The following is a 24,083-nucleotide window of genomic DNA, read 5'->3' as shown; positions in this document are numbered from 1 at the left end:
AGTGACCAGGGCAGCGCTTCCGCAGCCATGGAGGAACAGGCCGCCAACACTCAGGAGATCGCCGTCAGTCTGCTCCAAGGAAGGCTGAAGATCAGCGTTCGCTGAGCAAAAATTTACCATGTAAGGGGAGAAAACCAGGGGATGCTCGTTATGGTTCCCTTCTGCCCGGGCCGCTTTCAGGAGGGCGTCATGATCATCACTGTTGTGGTTGCCAATGAGTGAGCGCTACAGGGTAATTTTTTTTGTCGGGCTGACCTTCTTCTTTTTCTCAGCCATCTATCTCTACCAGGGAAAGAACCATTATGACCGGCTTCTTGATCTGGTGGTGGAGGTGACCGAGAATAAGTTCAATGAGGCGATTGATGCGGTGGAGGAACTCTCCTTTATACCGTTTGGTGAAAAAATCAGTCAGCTGCTGGCCAACTCGCCGGGCATTATCGCCGCCTTTGCCGCCCGTGACCGTGATCTGCTCTACCGCAGGGTCTTGCCCGGCTATACCGCTCTGCGGGCCCAGAACAGTCTTTTCGTGGGCATGTACTTCTACCTGCCTGATGGTACGGTGTTTCTCCGTATGGACAATCCGTCTCTGTTTGGCGATGATCAGAGGGAGAAAAGACCGGTGCTGGTGGCGGTCAACCATCAGGGAACCCAGCAGGCGGGCTATGAACTTGGCCCACAGGGCCTGGTCTACCGCATTGTCCAACCGGTTTTTTATCGTGACACCTATATCGGGGCGCTGGAATATGAAATCAAGGCCTGCCAGTTTCTTGACCTTTTGAGCAAAAAGATCAATGCTCCGGTGTCTGTTTTTTTTCGCTCCGACCTGGTGGAGAGCACGTCCTCCACGGTCGTCTCCGGCCTCAAGCGGTTTGGGGGATTCTCCCTTCAGGTCCGCAACCACGAGATTTTCAGCCGGCTGCCGACCACCCTGCACCTGGACAGGGGGGACCAGCAGCTTGTTATCGATGGTACGACCTATCTGCTCCACGCCCATTTCCTGTTCCGGAACTACCAGGGCCTTCCGGTGGGCGGGATTGTCGCCCTGCAGGACATATCACCCTTCCTTCAGCAGCGAGCTGCCTTTTTCCGCCGCTCGGCGGTAATTCTTCTTTCCCTGGCCACCTGTGTCCTGCTTGTTCTCTATCTCCGTTTTGGCAGGATCAGCAGTTCCCTGGTGGCGGAGATCGTCAGCCGTAAAAAGGCAGAGGCCGCAGCTTGCAGGGCTGAGAAAGAATGGGAGCGGACCGTTGATGCGGTCCCTGAATTTATCAGCATTCTGGACCGGGAGTGCCGTATTGTCCGAGCCAACAGGCGGCTGCCGGAAGCAATGGGGCTTGCCATGGAGGAAGTTCTGGGACGATACTGTTACGAGCTGTTCTGCGGCCAGGAGGAAAAACCAGAATTCTGTCCTTACACAACAGTGCAGGCAGATCACAAGGTCTGCAGCCAGGAGATGTTGTATGAAAGACTGGGGTGTTATTTCGACGTAACCCTGTCGCCGCTGTATGACGATGACAACCGGTTCATCGGTGCGGTCCATGTGGCCCGTAACATCAATCAGCGAAAGATCGTGGAACAGCAGGCACGGAAGAATCTTCTCTATCTGCAATCCATCCTCGAGGCGTCGAGAAACACCGCCATTGTCGCCACGGACGACACCCTGACCATAACCTACTGCAATCCCGCGGTGGAACGCCTCCTTGGCTATCCGCCGGATCTGATTATCGGTCAGTCCATCAGGGCCCTTCTCTCAAGGCATGGAAGCGGGGTCTCCTCCATGCTGGAAAAGGTCATGGACGGCCTGTCCGAGTTTGCCTCCTGCCAGTTCCAGCTCCAGCACGGGGATTATATCCTCGATGCCCAGATATCCACCATGACTGACCAGGAAGGAAGTTTTTCCGGGGTCCTGTTCATCGGCCGGGATGTCACCGCCCAGAAAGAGGCGGAAGAGAAACTGCGCCGGGCCGAGAAACTGGAGGCCATCGGTCTGCTGGCCGGCGGGGTGGCCCATGATCTGAACAATATCCTTTCCGGGGTGATCAATTATCCGGAACTGCTGCGGCTCAAGCTTCCCGATGATTGCGAGGTCCAGGAGCTGCTGACAAAACTTCAACAGGCAGGCCAGCACGCCGCTGACGTGGTGGCCGACCTGCTGACCATGGCCCGGGGCATTGCCCTGGAAAAAGAGATCGTCTCCATTAACAGCCTTGTGCAGGAGTACATTGCCTCGCCGGAGTATGCCGAGCTCTGTTCCCGGTGTCCCGAGGGGACGGTCAATGTCGAGCTTGGTCGGGACTGCTGGTCGTGTCGCTGTTCGGCCACCCATATCCTCAAAATCCTGATGAACCTGGTCGGCAATGCTATGGAGGCCCTGAATGGCCCCGGGACCGTTTCCATCCGTACCTACAACCATGCGGGCCGGCCACCGCAGGCCGACGAGGAGATCACCGCCGACGAGTTTGTGGTTCTTGAGATCCGGGATACCGGCCCGGGCATCAGGCCGGAGCATCTACCGCATATCTTTGAGCCGTTCTATTCGACCAAGGAACTGGGGCATTCCGGCACCGGACTGGGATTGTCCATTGTCTGGAACACGGTCCAGGAGCATGGTGGTCTGCTCACCGTGAACAGCGACCGGAAGGGGACGGTTTTCACCATCTACCTCCCGGCGCACCGGGAGGAGGCTGACCGACCCGCTGGCACGGAGAGACCAGATTCTCTGGAAAACATCCGGGGCAGCGGAACGGTACTGGTGGTGGATGACGACGAGGAACAGCGGATCATGGTCCGAAAAATGCTCTCCGTACTGGGGTACACCGTCCATACGGCTTCTTCCGGAGAAGAGGCCATTGCCTGGATACAGGACCATCCGGTCGATGTCCTGCTGCTTGACATGATGATGTCCCGGGCATGAACGGTCGGCAGACCTATGAAAAGGTACGGGAACTCTATCCGGAACAGAAAGCCCTGATCGCCAGTGGCCTGGCTGAAGACAGTGAAGTAACCAGGGCTCTCGAGCTCGGCGTGTGCGAATTTATTGCCAAGCCCTATACCCTGGAGGAGCTGGGCAGGGCAATGCGTCGGGTCCTGGCCCGCTGACCCGGGTGGCCCTGGATACCCCTGCTCCGGGCCTGACTGCCGGCTGTGGACGCCAGATCATCCGTTCGTCCCTGGTTTCAGGAATAGTTCTTGACTTCTTATTCCTGTTGGGCTTATTTTGTACCAAACGGTTGGTAAAAAAATGAATGAGAAACGAAAAGGCGAGGTCACTCGCGAACATATCATCAGGCAGAGTCGGAGACTCTTCACCCTCCACGGTTTCCAGAACACCAGCATCAATGCCATCATCGAGGCCACGGGGGTCAAGAAAGGGAACCTCTATTACCACTTTCCCAGCAAGGAGGCCCTGGGTCTGGCGGTGCTCCTTGATGCCCGGGACGAGTTTTTCCAGATTCTGGAAGAATCCCTCCAGGGCGAAGATCCCCTGTCCCGGGTGGTCAACTCCTGCAGGGTGATCATGGATCTGATGCAGGAGGCGAATTTCGTCGGTGGCTGCCTGTTTGGCAATACGGCCCTGGAGATGACGGACACGAACTCCCGCTTTGCCGGGATAATCCGCGAGGTGTTTTCCTCCTGGAGCGATCTGCTGGAAAAGAATCTCCGGCAGGCCTGCGAGGACGGTCTCCTTGCCAGTCGCATACCTCCCCCGGCCCTGGCCACCGCCGTGGTGGCCATCATGGAGGGTGGTATCATGATTTCCCGGGTCTACAAGAACCGGTCCGGACTGGAAGACTGTATCCTGGCGGTTCGGGCCCTGCTGGGGCTTGAAAGATAGACTGCCGCTGCCCGGTCAGGGCTCCGGTACAACAGGGATCCTTGACCCGGGGTTCCGCAACGCACTTCCTGGGAGATGTTTTTATGAAACTGTACACGATCCTGGCCGGACTGGTACTCTCGTTCGCTCTGGCTGGCTGCAGCGCACCTTCGTCGCCGCAGGTGACCGGCTTGTCCCTGCCCTCGGGGCAGCGTCTCAAAGATTTGGGCAATGGCGCCTGCGTCGATATCCGGAGCGGAAAAATGTGGCAGGTCGAGGCAAGTAAGACCTTCAGGTCTCTGGAACAGGCCCAGGCCCATGTCGCCGGCCTCATGACTGCGGGCTACTCCGACTGGCGCCTGCCCACGGTGACAGAGCTCTACGAACTTTACATGATTTTTGACCTTCACCAGAACGGTGACTGTGATTTCCAGGTTGACGGCACTTACTGGTCCGATGAGCCGGATCAGGACGGCCGGGTTGGAACCTGGGAGCTGGATGATAACTGCGATCCGGAGCGACGCTATATCCCGAAGAAAAAGGGCCGGGTCCGGGCAATCAGGCCCTGAACGGTCCGGCCACGGATCGGTGGCGCACCTGAAGATGCGATTGCCCCGGGGGCAGGAAGTGTGATACACTCAGAAGGTCTGTCGTCTGTCTATCTTCCTGCCTCTATATGCACGCTCAGGTGACACATGAATACACCGCTTGTCCCCGACCCCATAGAATCCGATGCCCTGAAGGCCAACCTGGCCGAGACCGCCGGCGAGGTGACCATCAGGCCGGAATACCAGGTCCTGCTCGACATTGTCCGCAGGTACCATGGGATATCGGGTAAACTGGAAAATCTGCTCTACGAGATCAGCCATCCCTACCGCAACTGGACCCTGATCATCCCGGAGCTGCGTGCCTTTGTGCTCAAGAATCTGGTCCATTACCAGAAACACGGGCAGGGACCGCAGGCCTTTGCTCTCTTCACCTCCATCTTTCTCGAGGCCCTGGCCGACAGTCGCCGCTACGGCAAGCTGGCCGGGCAGATCATGGAGGCAATGCTCGCCTATACCGACAAGCTGCTCACCGCCATGGACCCGCCGGGCCTGGCTCGCTACCAGGAGGTGCTCAACAGCTATTTCAAGAAGCTGGAACAACTGGACCAGATCCTGAGCCCCGAGGTGATGATGTACATGGTCCAGGGACATCATCCGATGAAAAAGATGGCCCTGCGCCTGGTCTCGTTCGCCGGCCAGGGGGGCGTGGATTTCGACTATGCGCCCATGGCCCGGCTGATGAAAAAGGTGCTGCAGCTCAACTACCGCTACTGGCTCAGCGAAGAGGATCCGCAGCCGTGGTTCATCAATCAGTGCGGCAGCTTCTGCGACAACTGGGAGGCGGGCTCGCTGCTGGAGGCCATATCCCACGATACCATGCGCCGCCACCTGGCCACTCTGGAGGCGATCGATATCGACCCGGATCCCCTGGCGGCCCTGCGGGCCATCCTCGAACTGCCCAATCATATGGATATCGTCCGGCTTTACCGGGCCATTCCCGGGCGTCTGGCCCGCGAACTGCCCGGGGATGAGCAGGGACGCGCCTTTATCGAGAACCGGAAACTGGTCTTTCTCTTTCGGATCATGGATACCGCCGGACTCTACCTGATCCACGAGGAGACCCTGCGCGAGATAAACCGCTCTCTGGTTCAGCTCATCCGGAAGCAGTCGTTTGAGGAAATAGAGCAGTTTTTTGTCACCACCTTTCAACTGCTCAAGGCCAATGTCCGCAAGTACCCGCACACTTCGCTCCAGTGTATCCAGGTTATCGGCGGCGAGGTGTTCAAACGCGGCAACTCGCGCCTGGTGGAGGCGTTTTTGTGGGAAGCGGTCCGTTTCGGGTTCCAGTATGCCAATGTCCGGGGGGTGGACGAGGACTGGCAGCCGATCACCAACCCGGCCCACCTGGCCAATATCCGGGTCTGGCTGAACCTGATCATGCAGGAGCCCAAGTGGTGCTCCACCCTGTTTTCCGCCCTGATCATCAATATCAAGCTCTCCGGAACCTGCGTCAAGGATACCGACCTCTTCCAGCGCGATATCACCGAGCTGCTCAACCACCCCATCTCCCCGATCTACAACCTGGCCAAGCAGTTCACCAAGCTGATGCCGGTCTTTTTCAACGAGATCGGGGCCGAGGGCGAGCTGCGCGAGGTCTCCACCGAGCTCGACGAGGTCCACAAGCGGCGCGACCGGCTGATTCATTTTCTCCGCAAGCAGAGCCATGTGGAGTCCTCCAACCTCATCGTCGACTTCATCAAGGCCATCTTCACCTTCTGGTCCACCCTGGACAAAAAGGTCCTGCGGCCGTTTCTGCCCGACGAGGTGCTCAGCCAGGTGGAAACCAGCGGCCCCTTTGTCGATGACATGCACCGGCTGACCCTGCGAATCCGCCGGGAGCTGCGTTTTGACTCCATGCAGGATCTCCTCCAGTGGCAGGATCAGAAGCGGTGGTCCTGGCTGGAACAGCAGCAGGATATCGGAGCGGTGGAGCGGCGCCGGTTTGAACTCCTGGTCCGGATGTTCAAGCTCCTGCACCAGAAGTACAATCTGGGCATGCAGGAACTGCGGAACCAGCTGCGCCATGCGGCCCGGTCAGGTTTTCCCGAGATGGAGGACCTGCTGGAGATCCTGGACAACTGCGACGCCTACCACTGTCTCGATGCCCTGCTCACCCATCTGGAGCGTCTCAAGGAGATCATCCTCAGTCCGGAGCGGTTCGAGCCGCGCGAGGAGATATACTACAAGCGCCATATCGCCGTGGACATCCCGTCGGTGTACGGCCGCTATTCCGAGCGCAAGTTCGATGCCCTGGGGTTGACCTTCCGGCTGGAGAACCTGGCCAACATCTACCTGGAAAAACTCTCCCAGACCATCAACCTGGAATTCATCACCCAGGCCACCTTTTTCCGTATCGTTCGCTGCCTTCGCCTCTACCTGCGGGCCCTCAAGGTGGACGGCATCACCAGCCGGAGGCTCGACACCTACGCAAGCCTCCTCTCCTCCTCCATCGGTATCAAGCGGTTCACCTACACCCAGCACCTGGACATTGTCCGCGGTCTGTCCGAGGGGGTCAAGGACATCATCTACGCCTACTACACCAATGTACACCAGAACAACCTCTCGATCATCATCCCGCAGATAGGCAAGGAAAACCTCCTGACCCGCTACCGTTCTCTGTGGGACGACGAAGACCTGGTCGCAAGCGTTCACCGGCTGTCCGAGTCCTTTTTCCGTGACCTGATCGCTTCCACCTTCGGGCTCCAGCACCTGGACAACTTCATTCTCCGGATCATCCAGACCATGGAGGCCCAGAAGGATATCCTCGACGAGCAGTCCCTGGATCTGCTCATGACTTATAACCCGGAAAAAACCATCAGCTCGCTCTACAACGAGAACCTGCGGACCCATAACCTGATCCATCTCGGCAACAAGGGGTTTAACCTGATGGTACTGGCCAATGATCACAAGCCGGTGCCGCCCGCCTTTATCATCACCACCGAGATCTTCCGCTGCTGGCCCGCGGTTCAGCGGTTTGGCCGGGCCCGGGACGAATTCATGCGGAGGGTGCGCGACTCCATCAATGAGCTCGAGGAGCGCACCGGTAGAACCTTCGGTGATCCGGATCAGCCGCTGCTGCTCTCGGTCCGTTCCGGTTCTGCCATGTCCATGCCCGGGATGATGACCACCATCCATAACGTGGGCCTCAACGAGGACATGGTGGAGGAGTTTGTCAGCCTCCATCCCGACCAGGCCTATTTCATCTGGGATAATTTCCGCCGCTTTCTCCAGTCCTGGGCCATGGCCCAGGGCATGGGCCGGGATGTGTTCCAGGAGATTATGAACGGTCACAAGGAAAAATACGGCGTCCACCTCAAACGGGAGTTCTCGGACGACCAGATGCGGGAGCTGGCTCTTTGCTACCGCGACCGGGTGATCAGGAGCGGCTTCAAGGTGCCCGATGATCCCTGGCTGCAGCTTATCGAGGCGGTGGAGATGGTCCTGGCGTCCTGGAATACGGAAAAGGCCCGGGACTACCGCCGGATCATGGATGTGTCCGACGACTGGGGCACGGCGGTGATCGTCCAGGCCATGGTCTACGGTAATCTGGGGCCCCAGGCGGGCTCGGGGGTTCTCTTTACCGCCCATCCCTATCGCAAGGTGCGGCGGGTGGCCCTGTGGGGCGACTATGCGCCCGGCGACCAGGGCGAGGACATCGTCTCCGGCCTGGTCACGAGCTACCCGGTGTCGGTGGAACAGGCCAAGCTGGACGGCCGGTCGGTGGAAAATTCCCTGGAGCGGCGGTTCCCCGAGATTTACGCCCGGCTGCTGGAGATCGCCAGGGACCTGGTCTACACCAAGGAGTGGAACCCCCAGGAGATCGAATTCACCTTTGAAAGTCCCTCCCCCGATGATCTCTACATCCTCCAGACCCGGGACATGATAACCATCAAGAAAAAGGAACGGTTCAAGGTCTTCGAGGAGACGGAATCGCTGAAAAAGGCCTTGCTGGGCAAGGGTATCGGGGTTTCGGGATCAGCTCTCTCGGGGCGGGCGGTTTTTACCGAGGACAACATCCGGCAGCTTCGGGCCCGGGACCCGGAAACCCCGCTCATCCTCATCCGCCAGGATACGGTGCCCGAGGATATCCGGGAGATCTCCCTGGCCGACGGGCTGCTCACCTCACGCGGCGGCCAGACCTCTCACGCCTCGGTGGTGGCCACCCGGCTGGAAAAGACCTGCGTGGTCGGCTGCCGGGACCTCCAGGTCTATGAGTCCAGGGAGTACTGCGAGATCGGTAACCACCGGATCAGTTTCGGCGATCCCATTTCCATTGACGGTCGCCAGGGACTGGTGATCGACGGAATGCATCCGGTGCGGGAAGAGGTCCATATCCTGCCGATTTAGGAAAATATCCTGAGTCCGTGAAGCTGGAATTTCGCCGTATACGTATACGCAAGGAAGAGGCCTATTGATTAGAGTGACGCTCTATCAAGGGGTTGATGACGCAGCGGATGCGGCGAAAGTACAGCTCCCGAAGGGCGGCTCCATTGTTATGGGTGAAAAGGAACACCTCTGATTATTTTTATTTTTAATAGTGACTCAAGATAGATAGCAGGGAAATGATAATTTTCCGTCACGGATTCGGGGAAAAACCATGGTAGAAAGCCAGGAGACCACGGAGATTATGGAAAAGACCAGGGAACCCGACATGCACCTGTTTTCGGTGGCAGGCATGAGTTGCAGCCACTGCCGGCAGAGCGTGGAAACAGCGGCAAAGAGCGTGCCCGGCGTCCGTCGGGCCGAGGTCGATCTGGAAAAAGGCTCCCTGCTGGTCCTGGGCGGTGATCCCGGTGAGGTGGCCCGGACAGTCAGCGCGGCCGGCTACGAGGCCCATCCCCTGAAGGAAATGGGGGAACCGGCGTCTGGACCGTCTTCTCTTTCCGGTAACGGTTCTGCCCGGTCTGCGGCGCGGGAATACGAGATTCTTGTCTCGGATATGGCCTGTGCCGCCTGCGTGGCCAAGGTGGAGCAGGCGGTCCGCTCGGTCCCCGGAGTCCGGGAGGTGGCGGTCAATCTGGTGGAGAAAAAGGTTTTTGTTCAAGGCGGTAACCTCGATGAGGTGCTCCAGGTCATCCGTGAACACGGCTACGCGGCCGAACCGGCCGGGGGGGATGCCATCCTGGCCACCGGTACCGGGAAGGCAGACGATGATGGGAGCTATGAAATAGAGGTTCGGGATATAACCTGCGCCGCCTGTGTGGCCAAAGTGGAGGCGGCGGCCCGTTCGGTCCCGGGTGTGAGCGGGGTGAGCGTCAACCTGGTGGAAAAGCGGGCCCGGGTAACCGGTGGTGATCCCGGCGCCGTGGTCCAGGCAATCCGGGACCAGGGATATGAGGCGGCCCTGGCTGCCAGGTCTGGCCCAGACACTTTTTTTCTTCTTCCGGCCGATCCCGCCCGCCGGGATGCGGCCCGGCAACTGGTCCTGGACCGGGATCCCGGGGCCGAAGTGGAGGTCGGCGAACAGGGTCTCCGGATCCGTACCACCCTCCACCCGGCCGATCTCCTGATTCTGCTGGAGGATAATGGAATCCAGGCCCGGATCGAGGAGGAACTGGAAGACCCCTATGCCCGGGAGGCCCGGGAGACCCGGCGCGAGATCAGCCGCTCATGGCAGCGGGCCCTGGTGGCGGCCCTGGTGGGCTTTGGTCTCATGGCCGGCAAGATGAGCGGGCTTTTCCCCCCTGTCCGCGATAACCAGTTGTTCTGGGGTGGAATGGCCCTGGTCTGCCTGGCCACCATGTATTTCAGTGGCCGCCGGTACTATGTTTCGGCCTGGAAGCAGGCCCGCCACCGGAGCGCCAACATGGATACCCTGGTGGCCCTGGGTACGGCGGCCGCCTGGATTGCCTCGGTGATTATCATCATCAATCCGGATTTCATCCCCGGCCGCGAGAGTCATCTCTACCTGGACGCATCGGTGATGATACTCGCCTTTCTCCAGTTCGGCCATGCCCTGGAGATCCGGGCCAAGCGCACCACCAGCGAGACGATCCGTTCGCTGGTCGGGCTGCGGGCGAAAGATGCGGCCGTGGTGCGGGGTGAACGGGAAAAGATCGTGCCCGTATCCCTGCTTGGTCCCGGAGATCTGATCCGGGTGCGGCCCGGTGAAAAGATACCCATTGACGGCGAGCTGGTGGAGGGGCGGTCCACGGTGGACGAGTCCATGCTTACCGGTGAGCCGTTGCCGGTCCAGAAAGGGGTCGGCGATCCGGTGACCGGCGGGACCATGAACAGGTCCGGTTCCTTTGTCCTGCGGGTCACCCGACCGGGAGATGAGACCACACTGGCCCATATCATCACCATGGTCCGGCGGGCGCAGATGTCCAAACCGCCCATCGGCCGGCTGGCGGACCGGGTGTCATCGGTGTTCGTGCCGGTGGTGATCGTTCTTGCCATCCTCACCTTCCTGGTCTGGCTGGCCGTGGCTCCCGATCCCAGGCTGGCCTATGCCCTGACCACCGGTATCGCCGTCCTGGTCATTGCCTGTCCCTGTGCACTCGGTCTGGCCACGCCCATTGCCATCATGGTGGGAACCAGCCGGGCCGCCGAGCTGGGCGTACTTATCCGCAACTCCGACGGGTTGCAGAGCGCGGCCACGCTGACGCATCTGGTGGTGGACAAGACCGGGACCCTGACCCTGGGACGGCCCGAGGTCACCGATGTCTTCCCCGTGCCGGGGGTAGCCAGGGAAACCATTCTTTCCTTGGCCGCCAGCCTGGAAAAGGGATCCGAACATCCCCTGGCCGAGGCGATTATCCGGGCCGGAGAAGGGGAGGAGAACCAGAATGCGCCGGTTACGAACTTTTCAGCCGTTGCCGGTCGGGGAGTGCAGGGTGAGATCCAGGGAAGGACCTGTCTGCTCGGCAGCCACCTCTTCATGCGCGATCAGGACCTTCCCCTGCCTGGAGACCTGGAGGAAACAGCCCGCCGGGAGGCAGCGGCCGGGGGGACCCCCATATGGCTGGCCGAAAGCCGGCGGGTTCTCGGCCTGCTGATCCTGCGCGATCCTGTGCGGGAGGATTCCCGGGGCGCCGTCCAGGCGTTGCAGAAAAAGGGGGTTACGGTGGTGATGTGTACCGGCGATAACCGGGTCACCGCCGAGGCCGTGGCCCGGGAATTGGGTATCTCCGAGGTCCACAGCGAGGTGATGCCGGCCGATAAGCTGGCCGTGGTCGAGGCGCTCCAGGAGCAGGGCTACCGGGTGGGCATGGTTGGGGACGGGGTCAATGACGCCCCGGCACTGGCCCGGGCCGATACCGGGTTCGCCATCGGTTCGGGCACGGATGTGGCCATCGACAATGCCGATATCACCCTGGCTCGGGATTCCCTGGCCCAGGTCTGGATCGCCATCTCCATCTCCCGCGCCACCATCCGCAATATAAAGCAGAACCTCTTTGGCGCCTTTATCTATAATGTCGTGGGCATTCCGCTGGCTGCCGGAGTCTTCTATCCCTTCACCGGCTGGCTGCTCCAGCCCATGTTCGCCTCGGCCGCCATGGCCCTTTCCTCGGTGACCGTGGTCACCAATGCCAACCGGCTGCGTTTTTTCAGGCCAGATAGGTAACAGATACCGTCCGCTTTCCGGTCGGGATCCGGTGACCGGTGGTGCCGGGCGGTCACCGGGGCCTATCCTCTGGAAACCACACCGAAGAGCAGGTCGTCGATCTGGTCCTGGTCGTACCCGAGATCGCGCAGGGTCTGGCGGTAGTCAATGAGCAGTTCCTTGGCTTTGAGCATTTCATTGTTGCGGATATAGAGCCCGTAGAGCAGGGCGATGAGCCGGTCATCCATGGGGTCGTGGGCCAGGATCCTGGTCAGGACTGAGATGGCGTCCTGGCTGCGATGCATGGTGTCGAGCGAGCTGGCCCAGGTCCGGCCGATCCGGGTCAGCAGGTTGACCAGGCCGTCGTGGTAGCTGCCCGGCATGGTGGCGGCGAAACAGTCCGTGGTGGTCGGCCAGTGGCCAAGCGCCTGCTCAAAGGCATTGCCGGCCTGCCACCAGCTTTCCGTGGAGACAAGACTCAGGCCGGTGGAGGCCTGCTGCATGAACTCCTCGGCGTCCACCCGGCAGTTTTCCAGGCTGAGAATACCTTTTTGCATACTCAGGTAATGTTTCACCGGTACGGTGAGGCGAGAGCCCAGGGCCCGGCGTAGCCGCATGAGCAGGGTATCGAACTTGGATCTGGCCTTGTCCGGCGGGCTGTCGGGCCACAGGGCGAGCTGGATGTGTTCCTGGCCAAGCTGGCGGTGCGGGCTGGCCAGCAGCATGCCCAGCAGGGTGCGCTGGGCCGGGGTGAAGGACTGGGCCGTATAGAGTTCACGGCCCTGCTGGCGGATGGTCAGGGCGGTAAGTATGGAAAAATGGAGCAGGGGGATGGTGTTGCCCCGACTGTCAAAGGCGATGTCGAGCCGCTCGCGGGCCAGGTGGCCGGCGAACTCCGCTTCCAGGTCATGGCGGACCGCGAACTGCAGCAGTTCCCTCATGGCCCTGGGTTCCCAGGTCCAGAAACAGGTGTAGCCGTGGCGGTGCATGAGTTCCAGGGCCTCCTGCAGCAGTGTTGCCGCGCTGTCTTCCTGCTCTTCCTGGAGATGGATCCAGGCGTGGTGCATGAGCGAGACGGCCCGCAGGTAGGGCGAGGGAATGGTGGTGGCCAGGCGTCGGCCCTTTTCAAGCAGCTCTTTTGCCTCGCCAAACATCTCCAGCCGGGCATGGGCGGCCCCGAGGACAATGTGGTTGAGGGCCTCGTAGAAGGGTCCCCCTGCTGTCCGGCGCAGCTCCATGGATTCCAGGGCACATTTACAGGACTCTGCCCGGTTGCCGAGCAGGGCATGGAGATAGGCCAGCCACTGGAGAAACTGGCTGCGCATGTGGGGGATCTGGGCTGCGTTGGAGGAATCGAACCCGGAGAGCAGCAGTTCCAGGGCCCGGTCGTTCTTTCCCTGGGCAATGAAATTGGCCGCGCCCCAGACGTAGAAATAAGGGCCGGTCACTGTCTGCTCGACAATGCCCGCATCCACGTCCTGGCGGATACGCTGCTGCAGGCTGCAAAAGCTGGTGAAATGGCCGTACTTGGTGAGAAAGTTGAGCTGCAGGACCAGCAGGGTCAGCTTGTTGGATCGACCCACCAGGGGATCGTAGAGCATGGGAAAGGTGAGTTCGATCTCCCGGAGCTGCTGGTTCATGTTGCCGGTGAGGGACTCGGTATAGCCGCAGACAAAACGAGTGGAGACGATACAGTTGCGGATGTCGTGACGGATGGCCAGGTTCCGGGCCATGATCGCGTATTCCCTGGCCTTTTCCGTCTCAGAGTTGAAAAAAGAGTAGCCTGCGGCGATGTTCCGGGCCACCATGATCCGGGCATGGACAGGAAGATGGTCCTGGTGGCGTATGAAAAGCCTGGCTGTGCGCTCCAGGAGATCGGAGCCGGTGCGGTAGAGTCCGGAGACCACGAAATGATAGTAGAGCAGATGGGAAAGGGTCAGCAGTTCGCCGATCTCGTCCTCCTGGCTGGTAAAACGGTCCCGGGCCGCCTTCAGCAGGGGTAGAATTTTCCTGGGATGAAAGTCGGCAAAGACCAGGCTGCCCAGCAAGGTAAGCCAGCCGTACTCAAACAGGTGTTTTTCGGGGATGGACTTGATCAGGGTCAGCAGGGTGACGGTGCGGTTTCTTGCCAGCAGGTGCAATCCCTCCAGTTTGATGATCTCCTCCATGGCCTGATAGTCGCCGGCCCGCAGGTAGCAGCTCAGGGCTTTTTCTACCTGGTTCTGAACCAGGTAGAAGTTGGCAGCCTCGTGGTAGGTCCTGTTGATCTCCTCCTGGCCGAGGATCTTGCGGGCCTGGTGCTGGAGAAATTCCTGGAAGAGGTGGTGCAGGCGGAAGACCTGGCGGGTGTCGTCCAGGGGCAGGACAAAGAAATTGTCGTGCATCATCCGGGTCAGGATATCGCCTATATCGTGGTTGCCGGTGATCCGGGCGGCCAGCACCACCGGGATTTCTTCGAGAAAGGCGAGCTTGAGCAGGGGCAGGTGGATGTCTTCGGGGATGTTGGCCAGGATCTCGTCACGGAAGTAATGGATCATCTGCTCGCTGGTCATGCCGGCGGAGGGATTTTTCGGTTTGTCGCTCCGGTTTCGGATACTGGAAAGACCATGCCTGGGATGGGCGGCCAGCAGAATGCCCATGATCCAGCCGCCGGTGAAATTATGGATCTGGAGGGCTTTCTGGCGGGAAATCTCCTTTTTCAGGACACTGGTTATCAGTTGTTCCACCTCGGCTGGAGAGAGACTGAGGTCTTCGTTTCGCAGGTAAAAGACATCGGTCCCGTAGCGGAGGATCTTGGATGACAGCACCGGTGGTCGGCGGCTCATGAGGATGAAGTGGAGATGGGGTGGCGAGGTGTCGATGAGATGATCGAGCAGGGTGCTGGACAGGGGTGAGTTTTCGATCAGGTGCAGGTCATCGAACACCAGGTAGAATTCCCCGGCCAGGTATCGGTCCAGGTCGGCAAGCAGGATATTGACACAGCTTTTTATGTCCAGGGGGCCGATTTCGCCCTGGCGGATGATCTTCATCAGCTGGGGGGATTTGAAGCCTGGCAGGTGCCAGCTGATGTCGGCAATCAGCGCGGTCAGCAGGAGAACAGGGTCTGAATCCTCGGGACCGAGCTGGTACCAGGCAAAGGGCAGGTCGGCATGCTGGAGAAACTGGGCCACCAGGGTGGATTTGCCCTGTCCGGCCTGGGCCTCGATGAAGAGAACTTTTTTAAAATGTCCCTGCTGCTCGACGATGTCCTGGATCAGCTGGTCACGGAACAGGTTGTTGGCCGCATCGAGGCGGGGAGGATAGAACTTGTTGGATGGTATTGCCTGCCGCAGGCCAATGAGTGGTTGCATAACGCCTAAGCGAGCTGATGGTTACGGCCCGGCCATGCGGAAATCAAGGGAGGATTATCGGATAAGGCACGGGGGACCAAAACTCGAAACATAGCGGTACAGGCGGGAAATGTCAAAGAAAAACCCCGGAAACCCAGCGGTTTCCGGGGAAAGAGAGAGGAAGAGAAAAGCCGGAACTAGCAGTTTCGGCTTTCCGGAATGCCGAGTTTTTTAAGAATAATTGCCAGAGGACAGAACTTGGTGAAGCCGTACTGGAAGAGGTTGGCGCCTACAAAAGCGGTGAACCAGAGCCAGTACTTGCTCACAAAGAGCGGGCTTGCATCGACACCCAGCGCCAGGCTGAGGAGGATGAAAAAACCGGCGAATACGTGAACCCAGTCGTTGACTACCATGATGTATCTCCTTGAAGTTATATTTAAAAGTTTTAAAAGTTAAAGGTTGCAAGTTGCAGATCGTTGGTCAGAAACTGTACCGTACCCTGGCGTAAATATTGGAGTTGTCACGAAACTGGCCCCAGAACGTGTAGTCATGCTCGCCCCAGAAAAGGTTCAGTCCCCCTTCCACCAGCCACTGGTCGGTGAGTTTGTAGGTGGCCTTTGGCCGGGCATAGCCGTCGTTGTCCGAGGGCGAGTAGTAGACAAAGAGGGATAGTATCAGGTTCTGGTCCATGAGCAGCCGGGTCAGGCGCATGGTCAGCAGGTGGCGGAGCTCGTCACGGGCCTGCGCTCCGGCCGGCAGGCTTTCGGTGTAGTTGTCGTATCCGTCGATAACCTCCAGGTAATACTGGAAGCCGCCGGTCAGCTCGTGCGCCAGTTCCCGCTCAAACCCGGCCAGGAAGCGGTACTCCGAGGGCCGGACCAGGGGATTGCGGCCGCCCTGGTCATGGACCGAGTCGTAGTAGCCCGCCTCCAGGTTGCCGATGCCGCCAAAAATCGTCCCTCGCACCGAGCCGCCCCAGACGTTGAGACGCGGATAGATGGCCTCGCCTCTGGCCGGGTCGAAACCTTCCGGCTCCTGCCAGAAACCCGAATAGCCATACAGGGCCAGCTCGACGCCGGATACGTGTTTCGACAGCCTGGCGGCGATTTCCCCCTGGCTGAACCAGCTCTCCGGTTCGTCCACTGCCATGACCATGTCCCGGCCGACAACCCGTCCGGCCAGCGGGTTGTAGTAGGAGAGCCGCTGGCCGGAGATGAACTCCGAGCCTTCCAGGAGCGGGGTGAGCACCAGGTCCAGGTTGAAGGCTTCGAAAAAGAAGCTGGTCTTCAGGGCATTGGACGGCTTTTTGAGGTATTCGTCGTCGCGGCCGATGAAAAAGGACTGCCAGTCCTTGGGGAACATGTCGTTTATGAAGATCAGATCCCCGGTACCCCAGGTTAGCACCTGGCGGCCCACCTTGACATCCATGATGTCCGCAGGGGAGAAGAGCATGTTGGCCTCGCGCAGCTGCAGGGATATTTCCTCGCTGACCGCGTCGCCTGCCAGGTCACCCTTGACGGTGAAAAGGGTTTGTCCCATCTCCCCGCTCAGCTCGAGCTGCATCCGCACCTCGCCGGCAGAGCCGTCTTTCTCGTCGGCCCCGTTGTCTGTACGCAGGCCGCCCAGGGCCTCCAGGTAGCCCCTGGTCTCGATACCGAAACGGTCGTAGAACCTCTCGGCCAGGCCGGCTGTCTCGGCGGCCGTACAGTTTTTAGCTCCACCGGCCAGCAGGACCAGGGAGAACAGCAGAATCGGGATCTTGTACTTCATGGTCTGTCAGCGTACCTCCCGTGGCGGACGGCGCAGGTAGCGCTCGGTGAAGATCCGGTCCTTGAGGCCGATGTTGTATTTAATCCTGCCAAACTCGGCCACGGTTTCGCTGCCATTGACCAGGTCGGCGGCCCGTGAACGTATCACTGTGGGATAGCCCTGGATGTCGCGGAGTTCCAGGGCCTCCACCACCCGGTACTTCTGTCCGTTTTTATCCAGATATTCGCTTTTCACCGGCATGAAGGTCTGCTTATCGATCCAGACCGTGTACTCGGAAAACTCCACGCTGTCCGGATCTTTCGGGGTGTTTTTTACCAGGTAGAACCTGTCTGTTGTTTCAACCAGCTCGTGGACGTCCTCCTCCAGTCCCCGGCCCGAGACATCCTCGTAGAGGAAGTTGGAACCGACAAAGGAGGTCCGCTTGTCCGAGGCGGCAATCCGCTTGACCAGGTCCAGGGCCGGCAGGTAGAGCCAGCGGTCATCATCGCGGCCGATGTGCTTGTGGACCATGAAGACCATCTTGCGCACATCGCTTGGCTTTTTGAAGTAGACGTAAAAAAACTGTTCTCCACCGTCCTGCTTGTCTTTACGCAGGATGACAAATTGCCGCTTGCGCACCCGGCCCTGGGAATCGGTGATGGTCATGGTCACCTCGGCCCGGCCGTCGTCGCCGGCATAATAGGCCGCCAGGTTAGCCCGGTTGACGATTTCCTCCACATCGGTCAGGTCGCCAGCCCGTACCCCGGCAGGGGGTAGCAGCAGGCTGAAGGCGGTGAGCAGCATGAGAGCGTATTGCATGGCGTAATCCTCTTGGTATCAGTTGTTTTTCAGGAGTTTTTGAGTTCCTTGCGGAAAATCCATCCCTGCAGCACGGTGAGCAGGGCCGGCAGCATCCACATGGTGGCCAGGCCGGAATAGAACATGATGGAGGCCAGGAAGATGCCCACTGTCTGGTACGGGACCAGGGGCGCGAACAGCAGCGGCGTGAAGCCCACGGAAATGACGATGGTGTTCCGGGTGATGGCCCGGGCCGGTTCCTCGAACATCTCCTGAACCGTCTTCTTCCAGTCATGCAGCCGCGCCATGGTCATCCTGGACCGCTGGAGGAAGTGAATGGCGAAGTCCACCGCCAGTCCCAGGGTCAGGGACGAAAGCACCGCCACCGGCATGTCATAATCCTTGCCGATAAGGCCGATGACCCCGTAGATGACCCCGATGGTAAAGGTCAGGGGAATCATGGCCAAAAGCCCCCAGGCCGCGGAACGGAACAGGATGGTCATCATGATGAAGACCACGGCGAAACTCGACAGGAACGACTTGAGCATGCCGGTGACCATCTTGTCCTGCCAGACCACGTTGATATAGGTCAGACCGGCCCAGTTATGTTCCAGTTCCAGGGGCGGGGGATTGGTTTTGAAGTAGTCCTCCACGTCCACCAGCACCTTTTCCATGTCCTTGTTGTCTCCGGAACGGAGCTGGATCCAGATGTTGGCCCGTTTGTAGTCCGGGGTCACCAGGTGCCAGAGATCATCGGGCTTGTGACTGTTCTGGAACGAGATCAGGGCCTGGGCCACGCCGTTGACCGTGTCGGGAACAGTGTAATGGCCCGGATCCCCCTCGAAGAGCTCCTTGTGGACCTTTTTGACTACATCGGTCACGGAATTGGATTTGCCTACATTGCCCTGGTCCACCAGGTACTGCTGGAGTGCTGCAATATAGTTGAGCACATCCGGACGTTTGAATATCTGGTCCCGGTTGCGCAGGGCGTCCAGGCTGTCCAGGGCGGCGGACCATGCGTCATAGCCCGCGTCGTCGTCCGCAGCCACCCGGTCCAGTTCATCCTCCCACAGGTCGCTGAGGCGGTCGGCCAGTTCGGCGGCGGTCTGTACCTCTTCCGCGCTCCGGGCTATCTGCTCCAGGGCCCGGCCCTCGACGTCCGGAATCCCGGCAAGTTTAGGCCGGAGGTGGGTGGTGAGCCAGGAGGCCGCGTCGGCCACAGAGAGTTCCCGGTCCTTGCCGGAGAGCACCAGGTAGGCTTCGTAGGTGCCGGCGAAATGGGAGTTCAGCACCTTGTCGGCCACCCGGATGTCGTGGGTCTTCTTGAACCATTTGACCGGGTTGTCGTTGACCTGGATCATGGTGATGCCGATCACGCCCACCAGCATGACCGCGATATTGAAGCCGATGACCAGCCAGGGTTTGCCCGAGGCCATCCGACCGATCCAGCGCAGGTGACGGTTGATGAGCGACCGGTCGCTGGCCGGGTCCACCGGTTCGGTGACCCCGAAGTTCTCCAGGCTCTCCTCCTTCATCATCATCACATAGGCCGGGATGAAGAGGATGGTCAGGAGCCAGGCCAGCATGATGCCGATGGCGACGAAGATGCCGAAGGCCTGGACCGGCGGTATGGGGGTGAAGGCCAGGGAGGCGAAACCTGCGGCCGAGGTCAGCGAAGTGTAGAGCATGGGCGAGAACAGGTGGTCCATCACGTGTTCGATGGTCCTGCGCCGGTCCTTCTGGTTCTGGTATTCGTCGAAGAACTCAGAAAGGATATGGATGGAATCAACCACCGCAATGGGCATGATGAAGATCGGGATCATCGAGCTCATGATGTGCAGGGTGTTACCGGTGCCGATCAGGAGCCCCATGGTGGAAATCACCGTGCACATGGCGATGATCATGGGCGAGACGATGAGCTGCAGCTTGCGGAAGAAGACAAACATGAGCAGGAAGATCATCACCATGGCCAGCGGCGCGGAAATGGCCATCTGGATAAACATTTCCTTGCCAAAGGTGTCCTCGGCCACCGGCAACCCGGTGATGTAGAACCGGTCGTCCCCCTGGTCAAACGCAGCGATTTTTTTCAGCAGCTCCTTGCGGACCTTGTGGGCGAAATCTTTCTGGGTGATGGGCAGGTAGATGGCGATGGCCTTGCCGTCTTCTGAAACCAGGGTTCCCCTGAGGAGCGGGTTGTCCAGGGCGGCGTCGCGGATTTTGCGGGCCTCTTCCCGGGTGGCCGGCGGCTGGGGCATCAGCCATTCGAAGCGAACTTGGCCAAGGCCTGCCTGGACGATGTTGTCCACGTTGTCCGGGGCAATGATGTCCCGGGCCACGACCCGGCGCTGGGAATTTTTCGGATCGGCCAGGGTCGCGGCAAACTTGCTCAGGGTATAGATCTTATTCAGGCTGTCGGGATTGAAGACGCCGTCCGGATCCTTTTCATTGACCATGCCGAGCACGACCACGTCATAGAGGTTGAACTCCTTTTTGGTACGGTCATGGAAAACACGGACAAACTCGTCCTTGGAGAGCATGTTCTCCGGATCCGTGTCCACATGAACGCGGACAATGAGGGCGCCGAGTACCAGGGTCATGAGCACCATGATGGCGGTTACCACCCGGGGTCTGTCCAGGGAAAACTGTATCATCCGTTTGCCGATATGCATGAATCGCTACTGCCTCTTGTTTGTTATTTATATGTTTGTTGTTTAAATGAAAACCGCCCCAGAGCGTGGTGTTGCCAGGGTGATTTTCATGGTTCGAAGTCTTCGCTATCTGTTGTGGCTGGACAGTGCCGAAATATGCTCCAGCCATGCTGGTTATTCTTTTGATTTCTGGCTGGAGCCTGCCTGCCGGACGCATGGAGTGTTGCCGCTCCTGCCGGGCTTGGTCTCGATTCTCCGTAATTCTTCTCCTGCCTCAGGTTTCCTTGTCCTGGCTGTCACAGAACAGTTGCTGCAGGGTCTTGATCAGTTCGGTGATCCGCTCGTCCGAAATCTTGTTGTAGATGAAATTGGCGTCCTTGCGGTACGAGATCACGCCCTGGTTACGCAGTATATTGAGATGCTGGGTTATGTTGGCCCCTGTGGTTTCCACCGCCTCCCGGATCTCGCTCACGGTCAGTTCCCGGTCCTGGAGCAGGCACAGGATCTTGAGCCGGATGGGATGGGATATGGATTTGAGAAGACGGGAAAGGTCTTCCACCTGACCATAAACCATAATACCTCCTGAGTTGGCTGCTACTTTAGTATTAAAGAATTTAATTAAACTCTTAACGATCTGTTGTCAAGAGTTTCGGCCGATTTTGTTCCTTGCCGAAAGGTCGGGTCGGCGGCATCGGACGCAGATTCTTCCCTGGACGACGGGAGCCAAGAGATGGGGTCGGGCAACGACCGACCCGGGAGCGGTAGGTTTTATATGAAAGTCTCGTCCCGCCTTCCAGAGGGACAACAGCTTTCATGTTTCGTTGTGTCGGCTGAGGGAGTCCGCATGGGTGTTATTCACCGGATGGCTGAAGCCTGTCTCCGGCTGGAAACATCTTCCAGAGGAGAAAGAGCGACAGGGCTATGATGGCCAGGTAGAGGTAGAGGTCCGGGAAAATACGGTTTTCGCCTCGCAGCAGGGCCAGGGCACCGAGTACGGTCATGAACTGGTACCCCTGGCGGTGGAAACGGAGCAGTTCGCGCATAACGTAGAAGTTGATGGCCGGGACGATGAGGTCGAGGAGGAGCAGGGGAGTGAACTGGTTGAGTTTAACCGCGGCCAGGAGCAACACGGCGATCAGGTAGATCTTTTTCGCGGTCACGGTCAGGACCAGGATCACCAGCAGGTAGTTGAGCCATCGTCCCTGGAGTCGTCTGGATTCCAGGGGCAGGTTGTTGAGGATGTAGATCAGATTATCCCGGTTTTCCGGAGTGGCCAGGCGGGCGAGGATGGTTTCCTTTTTCTGTCCCTTTCTCAGTTCCTCTCGCACCTGCTCTTCAAGTAACTCTGCCATAATTCATTCCTTTTTTTCTTGAATGGTCGCCGGCACCCGATCTTTTTCCAGTCCCGGACCTCTTCCATACCGCATGGGGAACCGCTCTGCAATCATTTCGTGCCTGTCGCTTCAATGCGACTATGACCACTTAGCGCTTGACAAATTGGTAGGATAATATTACGGCGAATGGTAATGAAATTATCGCATTGGGGCAAAAGGTTATCAGTCCTACAACGTGGAACAAGCATACAAGGAGAGCGTTATGAGTGGTAGTGAAGACAAGATCACCAGCTTGCTCAGCGAAGGCCGGGTGTTTGATCCCCCGGAAGAAGGTCGGGATCAGGCGTGGATTAAATCCATGGATCAGTATCGGGAACTCTATCAGCGGTCCATGGATGATCCGGAAGGATTCTGGGCCGAGCGCGCCGAAGAGCTGGTAACCTGGGACAGAAAATGGGACAAGGTTCTGGAGTGGGATTTCACCAAACCGGAAATCAAGTGGTTTGAAGGCGGCAAACTCAATGTCTCCTACAACTGCCTCGACCGTCACCTCACCGACGGGCGTCGTAACAAGGCCGCCATCATCTGGCAGGGTGAGCCCGAGGAAGATGTCAAGGTCTACACCTATCAGATGCTGCACACCGAGGTCTGCCGCTTTGCCAATGTCCTCAAGAAAAAAGGCGTCAAGAAAGGGGACCGGGTCTCCATCTACCTGCCCATGATTCCGGAACTGGCCATCGCTCTTCTGGCCTGCGCCCGTATCGGGGCCATGCATTCGGTGGTGTTTGCCGGTTTTTCCGCCGTGGCACTCCAGAGCCGTATCCAGGACTGCCAGGCCAAGGTCCTAATCACCGCTGATGCTGTGCTCAGGGCCGGCAAGACCATTCCGCTCAAGCCCAATGCCGACCAGGCCCTTGAGGATGCACCGTCGGTGGAGAGCTGTATCGTGGTCCAGCGGGCCGGCAACGAGGTTTCCATGCAGGAAGGCCGGGACAGCTGGTGGCACGAGGAGATCGCTGCCGATGATATCACCTCTGAATGCGAGCCCGAGATCATGGATGCCGAGGACACCCTGTTCATCCTCTACACCTCCGGTTCCACCGGTAAGCCCAAGGGTGTTGTCCACACCACCGGCGGCTATCTGACCTACGCCATGCACACCTGCCAGTGGGTCTTTGATCTCAAGGACAACGATGTCTACTGGTGTACGGCCGATATCGGCTGGATCACCGGTCATTCCTATATTCTCTACGGACCGCTCGGCCTGGGTGCCACCTCGCTCATGTTCGAGGGTGTGCCCTCCTATCCCGGTCCGGACCGGTTCTGGAAAATCGTGGAGAAGTTCCGGGTCAACATCTTCTACACCGCGCCCACGGTTATCCGGGCACTGATGCGGGAAGGCGAGGAGCCCATCAAGCGCTGGGATCTCTCCAGCCTGCGGATCCTCGGCTCGGTGGGTGAGCCCATCAATCCCGAGGCCTGGATGTGGTACTATGTCAATATCGGCAAGTCGAAACTGCCCATCGTTGATACCTGGTGGCAGACTGAAACCGGCGGAATCCTGATCTCGCCGCTGCCGTACGCCACCCCGCTCAAGCCCGGTTCGGCCACCTTCCCTCTGCCCGGTGTGGATGCCGCCATTTACACCGAGGAAGGTAAGGAAGCGGCTCCCAATGAGGGCGGCCATCTGGTTATCCGCAAGCCCTGGCCCGGAATGCTGCGCGGCGTGTTCGGTGATCCTGAGCGGTTCAAGAAGACCTATTTCAGCCGTTTCGAGAATATTTACGATCCCGAAGACGGTGCCCGCAAGGACGAGGAAGGCTATTTCTGGATAATGGGTCGACTCGATGACGTCATCAATGTTTCCGGTCACCGACTGGGAACCGCGGAGATCGAATCCGCCCTGGTCTCCCATCCGGCCGTGGCCGAGGCAGCCGTTGTCGGTATGCCCCACCCGGTCAAGGGCCAGGCCATCTACGCCTATGTGACCCTGACCGCGGCGGCCCAGGAGAGCGACGAACTGCTGGCCGAACTCCGGCAGCATGTGCGCAAGGAGATCGGTCCTATCGCCACTCCCGAGGTCATCCAGTGGGCGCCCGGCCTGCCCAAGACCCGGTCAGGCAAGATCATGCGCCGGATCCTGCGCAAGATTGCGGCCAACGATTTTGGCGACTTCGGTGACACCTCCACCCTGGCCGACCCATCGGTTGTCGACCATCTGGTGGAAGGAAAGAAAAAGCTTGGTTGAGCCGATGAC

General features: G+C 59.2%; 14 protein-coding genes. 7 read left to right on the top strand and 7 right to left on the bottom strand.

Going from position 1 to position 24,083, the window contains the following annotated elements:
- Positions 1-214: 214 nt before the first annotated feature.
- The 6 genes from GF1_RS12615 (at position 215) to GF1_RS12590 (ending at position 11,989) form a co-directional block, all read left to right on the top strand.
- On the top strand, positions 215-2,914 hold the full coding sequence (locus GF1_RS12615) for a PAS domain-containing protein (protein ID WP_267926903.1): 2,700 nt from the start codon (positions 215-217) through the stop codon (positions 2,912-2,914).
- Entirely contained in the window at positions 2,911-3,099 is a 189-nt protein-coding gene (locus GF1_RS12610; protein WP_267926902.1) for a response regulator, read from the top strand. The genes GF1_RS12615 and GF1_RS12610 overlap by 4 nt, the downstream gene beginning before the upstream one ends.
- A gap of 142 nt (positions 3,100-3,241) precedes the next feature.
- Complete coding sequence (locus GF1_RS12605; RefSeq protein ID WP_267926901.1) at positions 3,242-3,835, top strand: TetR/AcrR family transcriptional regulator; 594 nt, start codon at positions 3,242-3,244, stop codon at positions 3,833-3,835.
- Positions 3,836-3,918: 83 nt separating this feature from the next.
- Positions 3,919-4,383, top strand: a complete 465-nt coding sequence (locus tag GF1_RS12600; RefSeq protein ID WP_267926900.1) for an Lcl domain-containing protein — start codon at positions 3,919-3,921, stop codon at positions 4,381-4,383.
- Positions 4,384-4,509: 126 nt separating this feature from the next.
- Positions 4,510-8,769 (top strand): PEP/pyruvate-binding domain-containing protein, encoded by a 4,260-nt coding sequence (locus tag GF1_RS12595; RefSeq protein WP_267926899.1) that lies wholly within the window; start codon positions 4,510-4,512, stop codon positions 8,767-8,769.
- A 250-nt stretch (positions 8,770-9,019) separates the two neighbouring features.
- Positions 9,020-11,989 carry a heavy metal translocating P-type ATPase gene (locus tag GF1_RS12590; RefSeq protein ID WP_267926898.1) on the top strand — a complete coding sequence of 990 codons (2,970 nt, stop codon included), beginning with the start codon at positions 9,020-9,022 and terminating at the stop codon, positions 11,987-11,989.
- Positions 11,990-12,051: 62 nt separating this feature from the next.
- On the opposite strand, the gene GF1_RS12585 is transcribed toward GF1_RS12590, so the two are convergent.
- From GF1_RS12585 to GF1_RS12555, 7 genes are all read right to left on the bottom strand, one after another.
- Positions 12,052-15,318 carry an AfsR/SARP family transcriptional regulator gene (locus tag GF1_RS12585; protein ID WP_267926897.1) on the bottom strand — a complete coding sequence of 1,089 codons (3,267 nt, stop codon included), beginning with the start codon at positions 15,316-15,318 and terminating at the stop codon, positions 12,052-12,054.
- Positions 15,319-15,494: 176 nt separating this feature from the next.
- The gene (locus GF1_RS12580) at positions 15,495-15,710 is read right to left on the bottom strand and encodes a YgaP family membrane protein (protein WP_267926896.1); all 216 of its coding nucleotides are present in this window, start codon (positions 15,708-15,710) and stop codon (positions 15,495-15,497) included.
- A gap of 67 nt (positions 15,711-15,777) precedes the next feature.
- Complete coding sequence (locus GF1_RS12575; protein ID WP_267926895.1) at positions 15,778-17,067, bottom strand: hypothetical protein; 1,290 nt, start codon at positions 17,065-17,067, stop codon at positions 15,778-15,780.
- A 6-nt stretch (positions 17,068-17,073) separates the two neighbouring features.
- Positions 17,074-17,865 carry an outer membrane lipoprotein-sorting protein gene (locus GF1_RS12570; RefSeq protein WP_267926894.1) on the bottom strand — a complete coding sequence of 264 codons (792 nt, stop codon included), beginning with the start codon at positions 17,863-17,865 and terminating at the stop codon, positions 17,074-17,076.
- Positions 17,866-17,894: 29 nt separating this feature from the next.
- Positions 17,895-20,513 (bottom strand): efflux RND transporter permease subunit, encoded by a 2,619-nt coding sequence (locus GF1_RS12565; RefSeq protein ID WP_267926893.1) that lies wholly within the window; start codon positions 20,511-20,513, stop codon positions 17,895-17,897.
- Positions 20,514-20,766: 253 nt separating this feature from the next.
- Positions 20,767-21,066, bottom strand: a complete 300-nt coding sequence (locus tag GF1_RS12560) for an ArsR/SmtB family transcription factor (protein WP_267926892.1) — start codon at positions 21,064-21,066, stop codon at positions 20,767-20,769.
- A gap of 277 nt (positions 21,067-21,343) precedes the next feature.
- Positions 21,344-21,844, bottom strand: coding sequence for a hypothetical protein (locus GF1_RS12555; protein ID WP_267926891.1), 501 nt, complete (start codon positions 21,842-21,844; stop codon positions 21,344-21,346).
- Between the two features lie 244 nt (positions 21,845-22,088).
- Between GF1_RS12555 and acs the strand changes: the two genes are divergently transcribed.
- Positions 22,089-24,074, top strand: a complete 1,986-nt coding sequence (gene acs, locus GF1_RS12550) for an acetate--CoA ligase (RefSeq protein ID WP_267926890.1) — start codon at positions 22,089-22,091, stop codon at positions 24,072-24,074.
- Positions 24,075-24,083: the final 9 nt, after the last annotated feature.

The sequence above is a fragment of the Desulfolithobacter dissulfuricans genome (genome assembly GCF_025998535.1).
GTDB lineage: Bacteria > Desulfobacterota > Desulfobulbia > Desulfobulbales > Desulfobulbaceae > Desulfolithobacter > Desulfolithobacter dissulfuricans.
Note: the sequence above shows the minus strand (reverse complement) of the source record. Positions and strands in the feature narration are given on the sequence as shown.

Coding starts and splice junctions, on each gene's coding strand:
- GF1_RS12615 (WP_267926903.1), top strand. CDS start 215: ATGAGTGAGCGCTACAGGGTAATTTTTTTTGTCGGGCTGACCTTCTTC.
- GF1_RS12610 (WP_267926902.1), top strand. CDS start 2,911: ATGAACGGTCGGCAGACCTATGAAAAGGTACGGGAACTCTATCCGGAA.
- GF1_RS12605 (WP_267926901.1), top strand. CDS start 3,242: ATGAATGAGAAACGAAAAGGCGAGGTCACTCGCGAACATATCATCAGG.
- GF1_RS12600 (WP_267926900.1), top strand. CDS start 3,919: ATGAAACTGTACACGATCCTGGCCGGACTGGTACTCTCGTTCGCTCTG.
- GF1_RS12595 (WP_267926899.1), top strand. CDS start 4,510: ATGAATACACCGCTTGTCCCCGACCCCATAGAATCCGATGCCCTGAAG.
- GF1_RS12590 (WP_267926898.1), top strand. CDS start 9,020: ATGGTAGAAAGCCAGGAGACCACGGAGATTATGGAAAAGACCAGGGAA.
- GF1_RS12585 (WP_267926897.1), bottom strand. CDS start 15,318: ATGCAACCACTCATTGGCCTGCGGCAGGCAATACCATCCAACAAGTTC.
- GF1_RS12580 (WP_267926896.1), bottom strand. CDS start 15,710: ATGGTAGTCAACGACTGGGTTCACGTATTCGCCGGTTTTTTCATCCTC.
- GF1_RS12575 (WP_267926895.1), bottom strand. CDS start 17,067: ATGAAGTACAAGATCCCGATTCTGCTGTTCTCCCTGGTCCTGCTGGCC.
- GF1_RS12570 (WP_267926894.1), bottom strand. CDS start 17,865: ATGCAATACGCTCTCATGCTGCTCACCGCCTTCAGCCTGCTGCTACCC.
- GF1_RS12565 (WP_267926893.1), bottom strand. CDS start 20,513: ATGCATATCGGCAAACGGATGATACAGTTTTCCCTGGACAGACCCCGG.
- GF1_RS12560 (WP_267926892.1), bottom strand. CDS start 21,066: ATGGTTTATGGTCAGGTGGAAGACCTTTCCCGTCTTCTCAAATCCATA.
- GF1_RS12555 (WP_267926891.1), bottom strand. CDS start 21,844: ATGGCAGAGTTACTTGAAGAGCAGGTGCGAGAGGAACTGAGAAAGGGA.
- acs (WP_267926890.1), top strand. CDS start 22,089: ATGAGTGGTAGTGAAGACAAGATCACCAGCTTGCTCAGCGAAGGCCGG.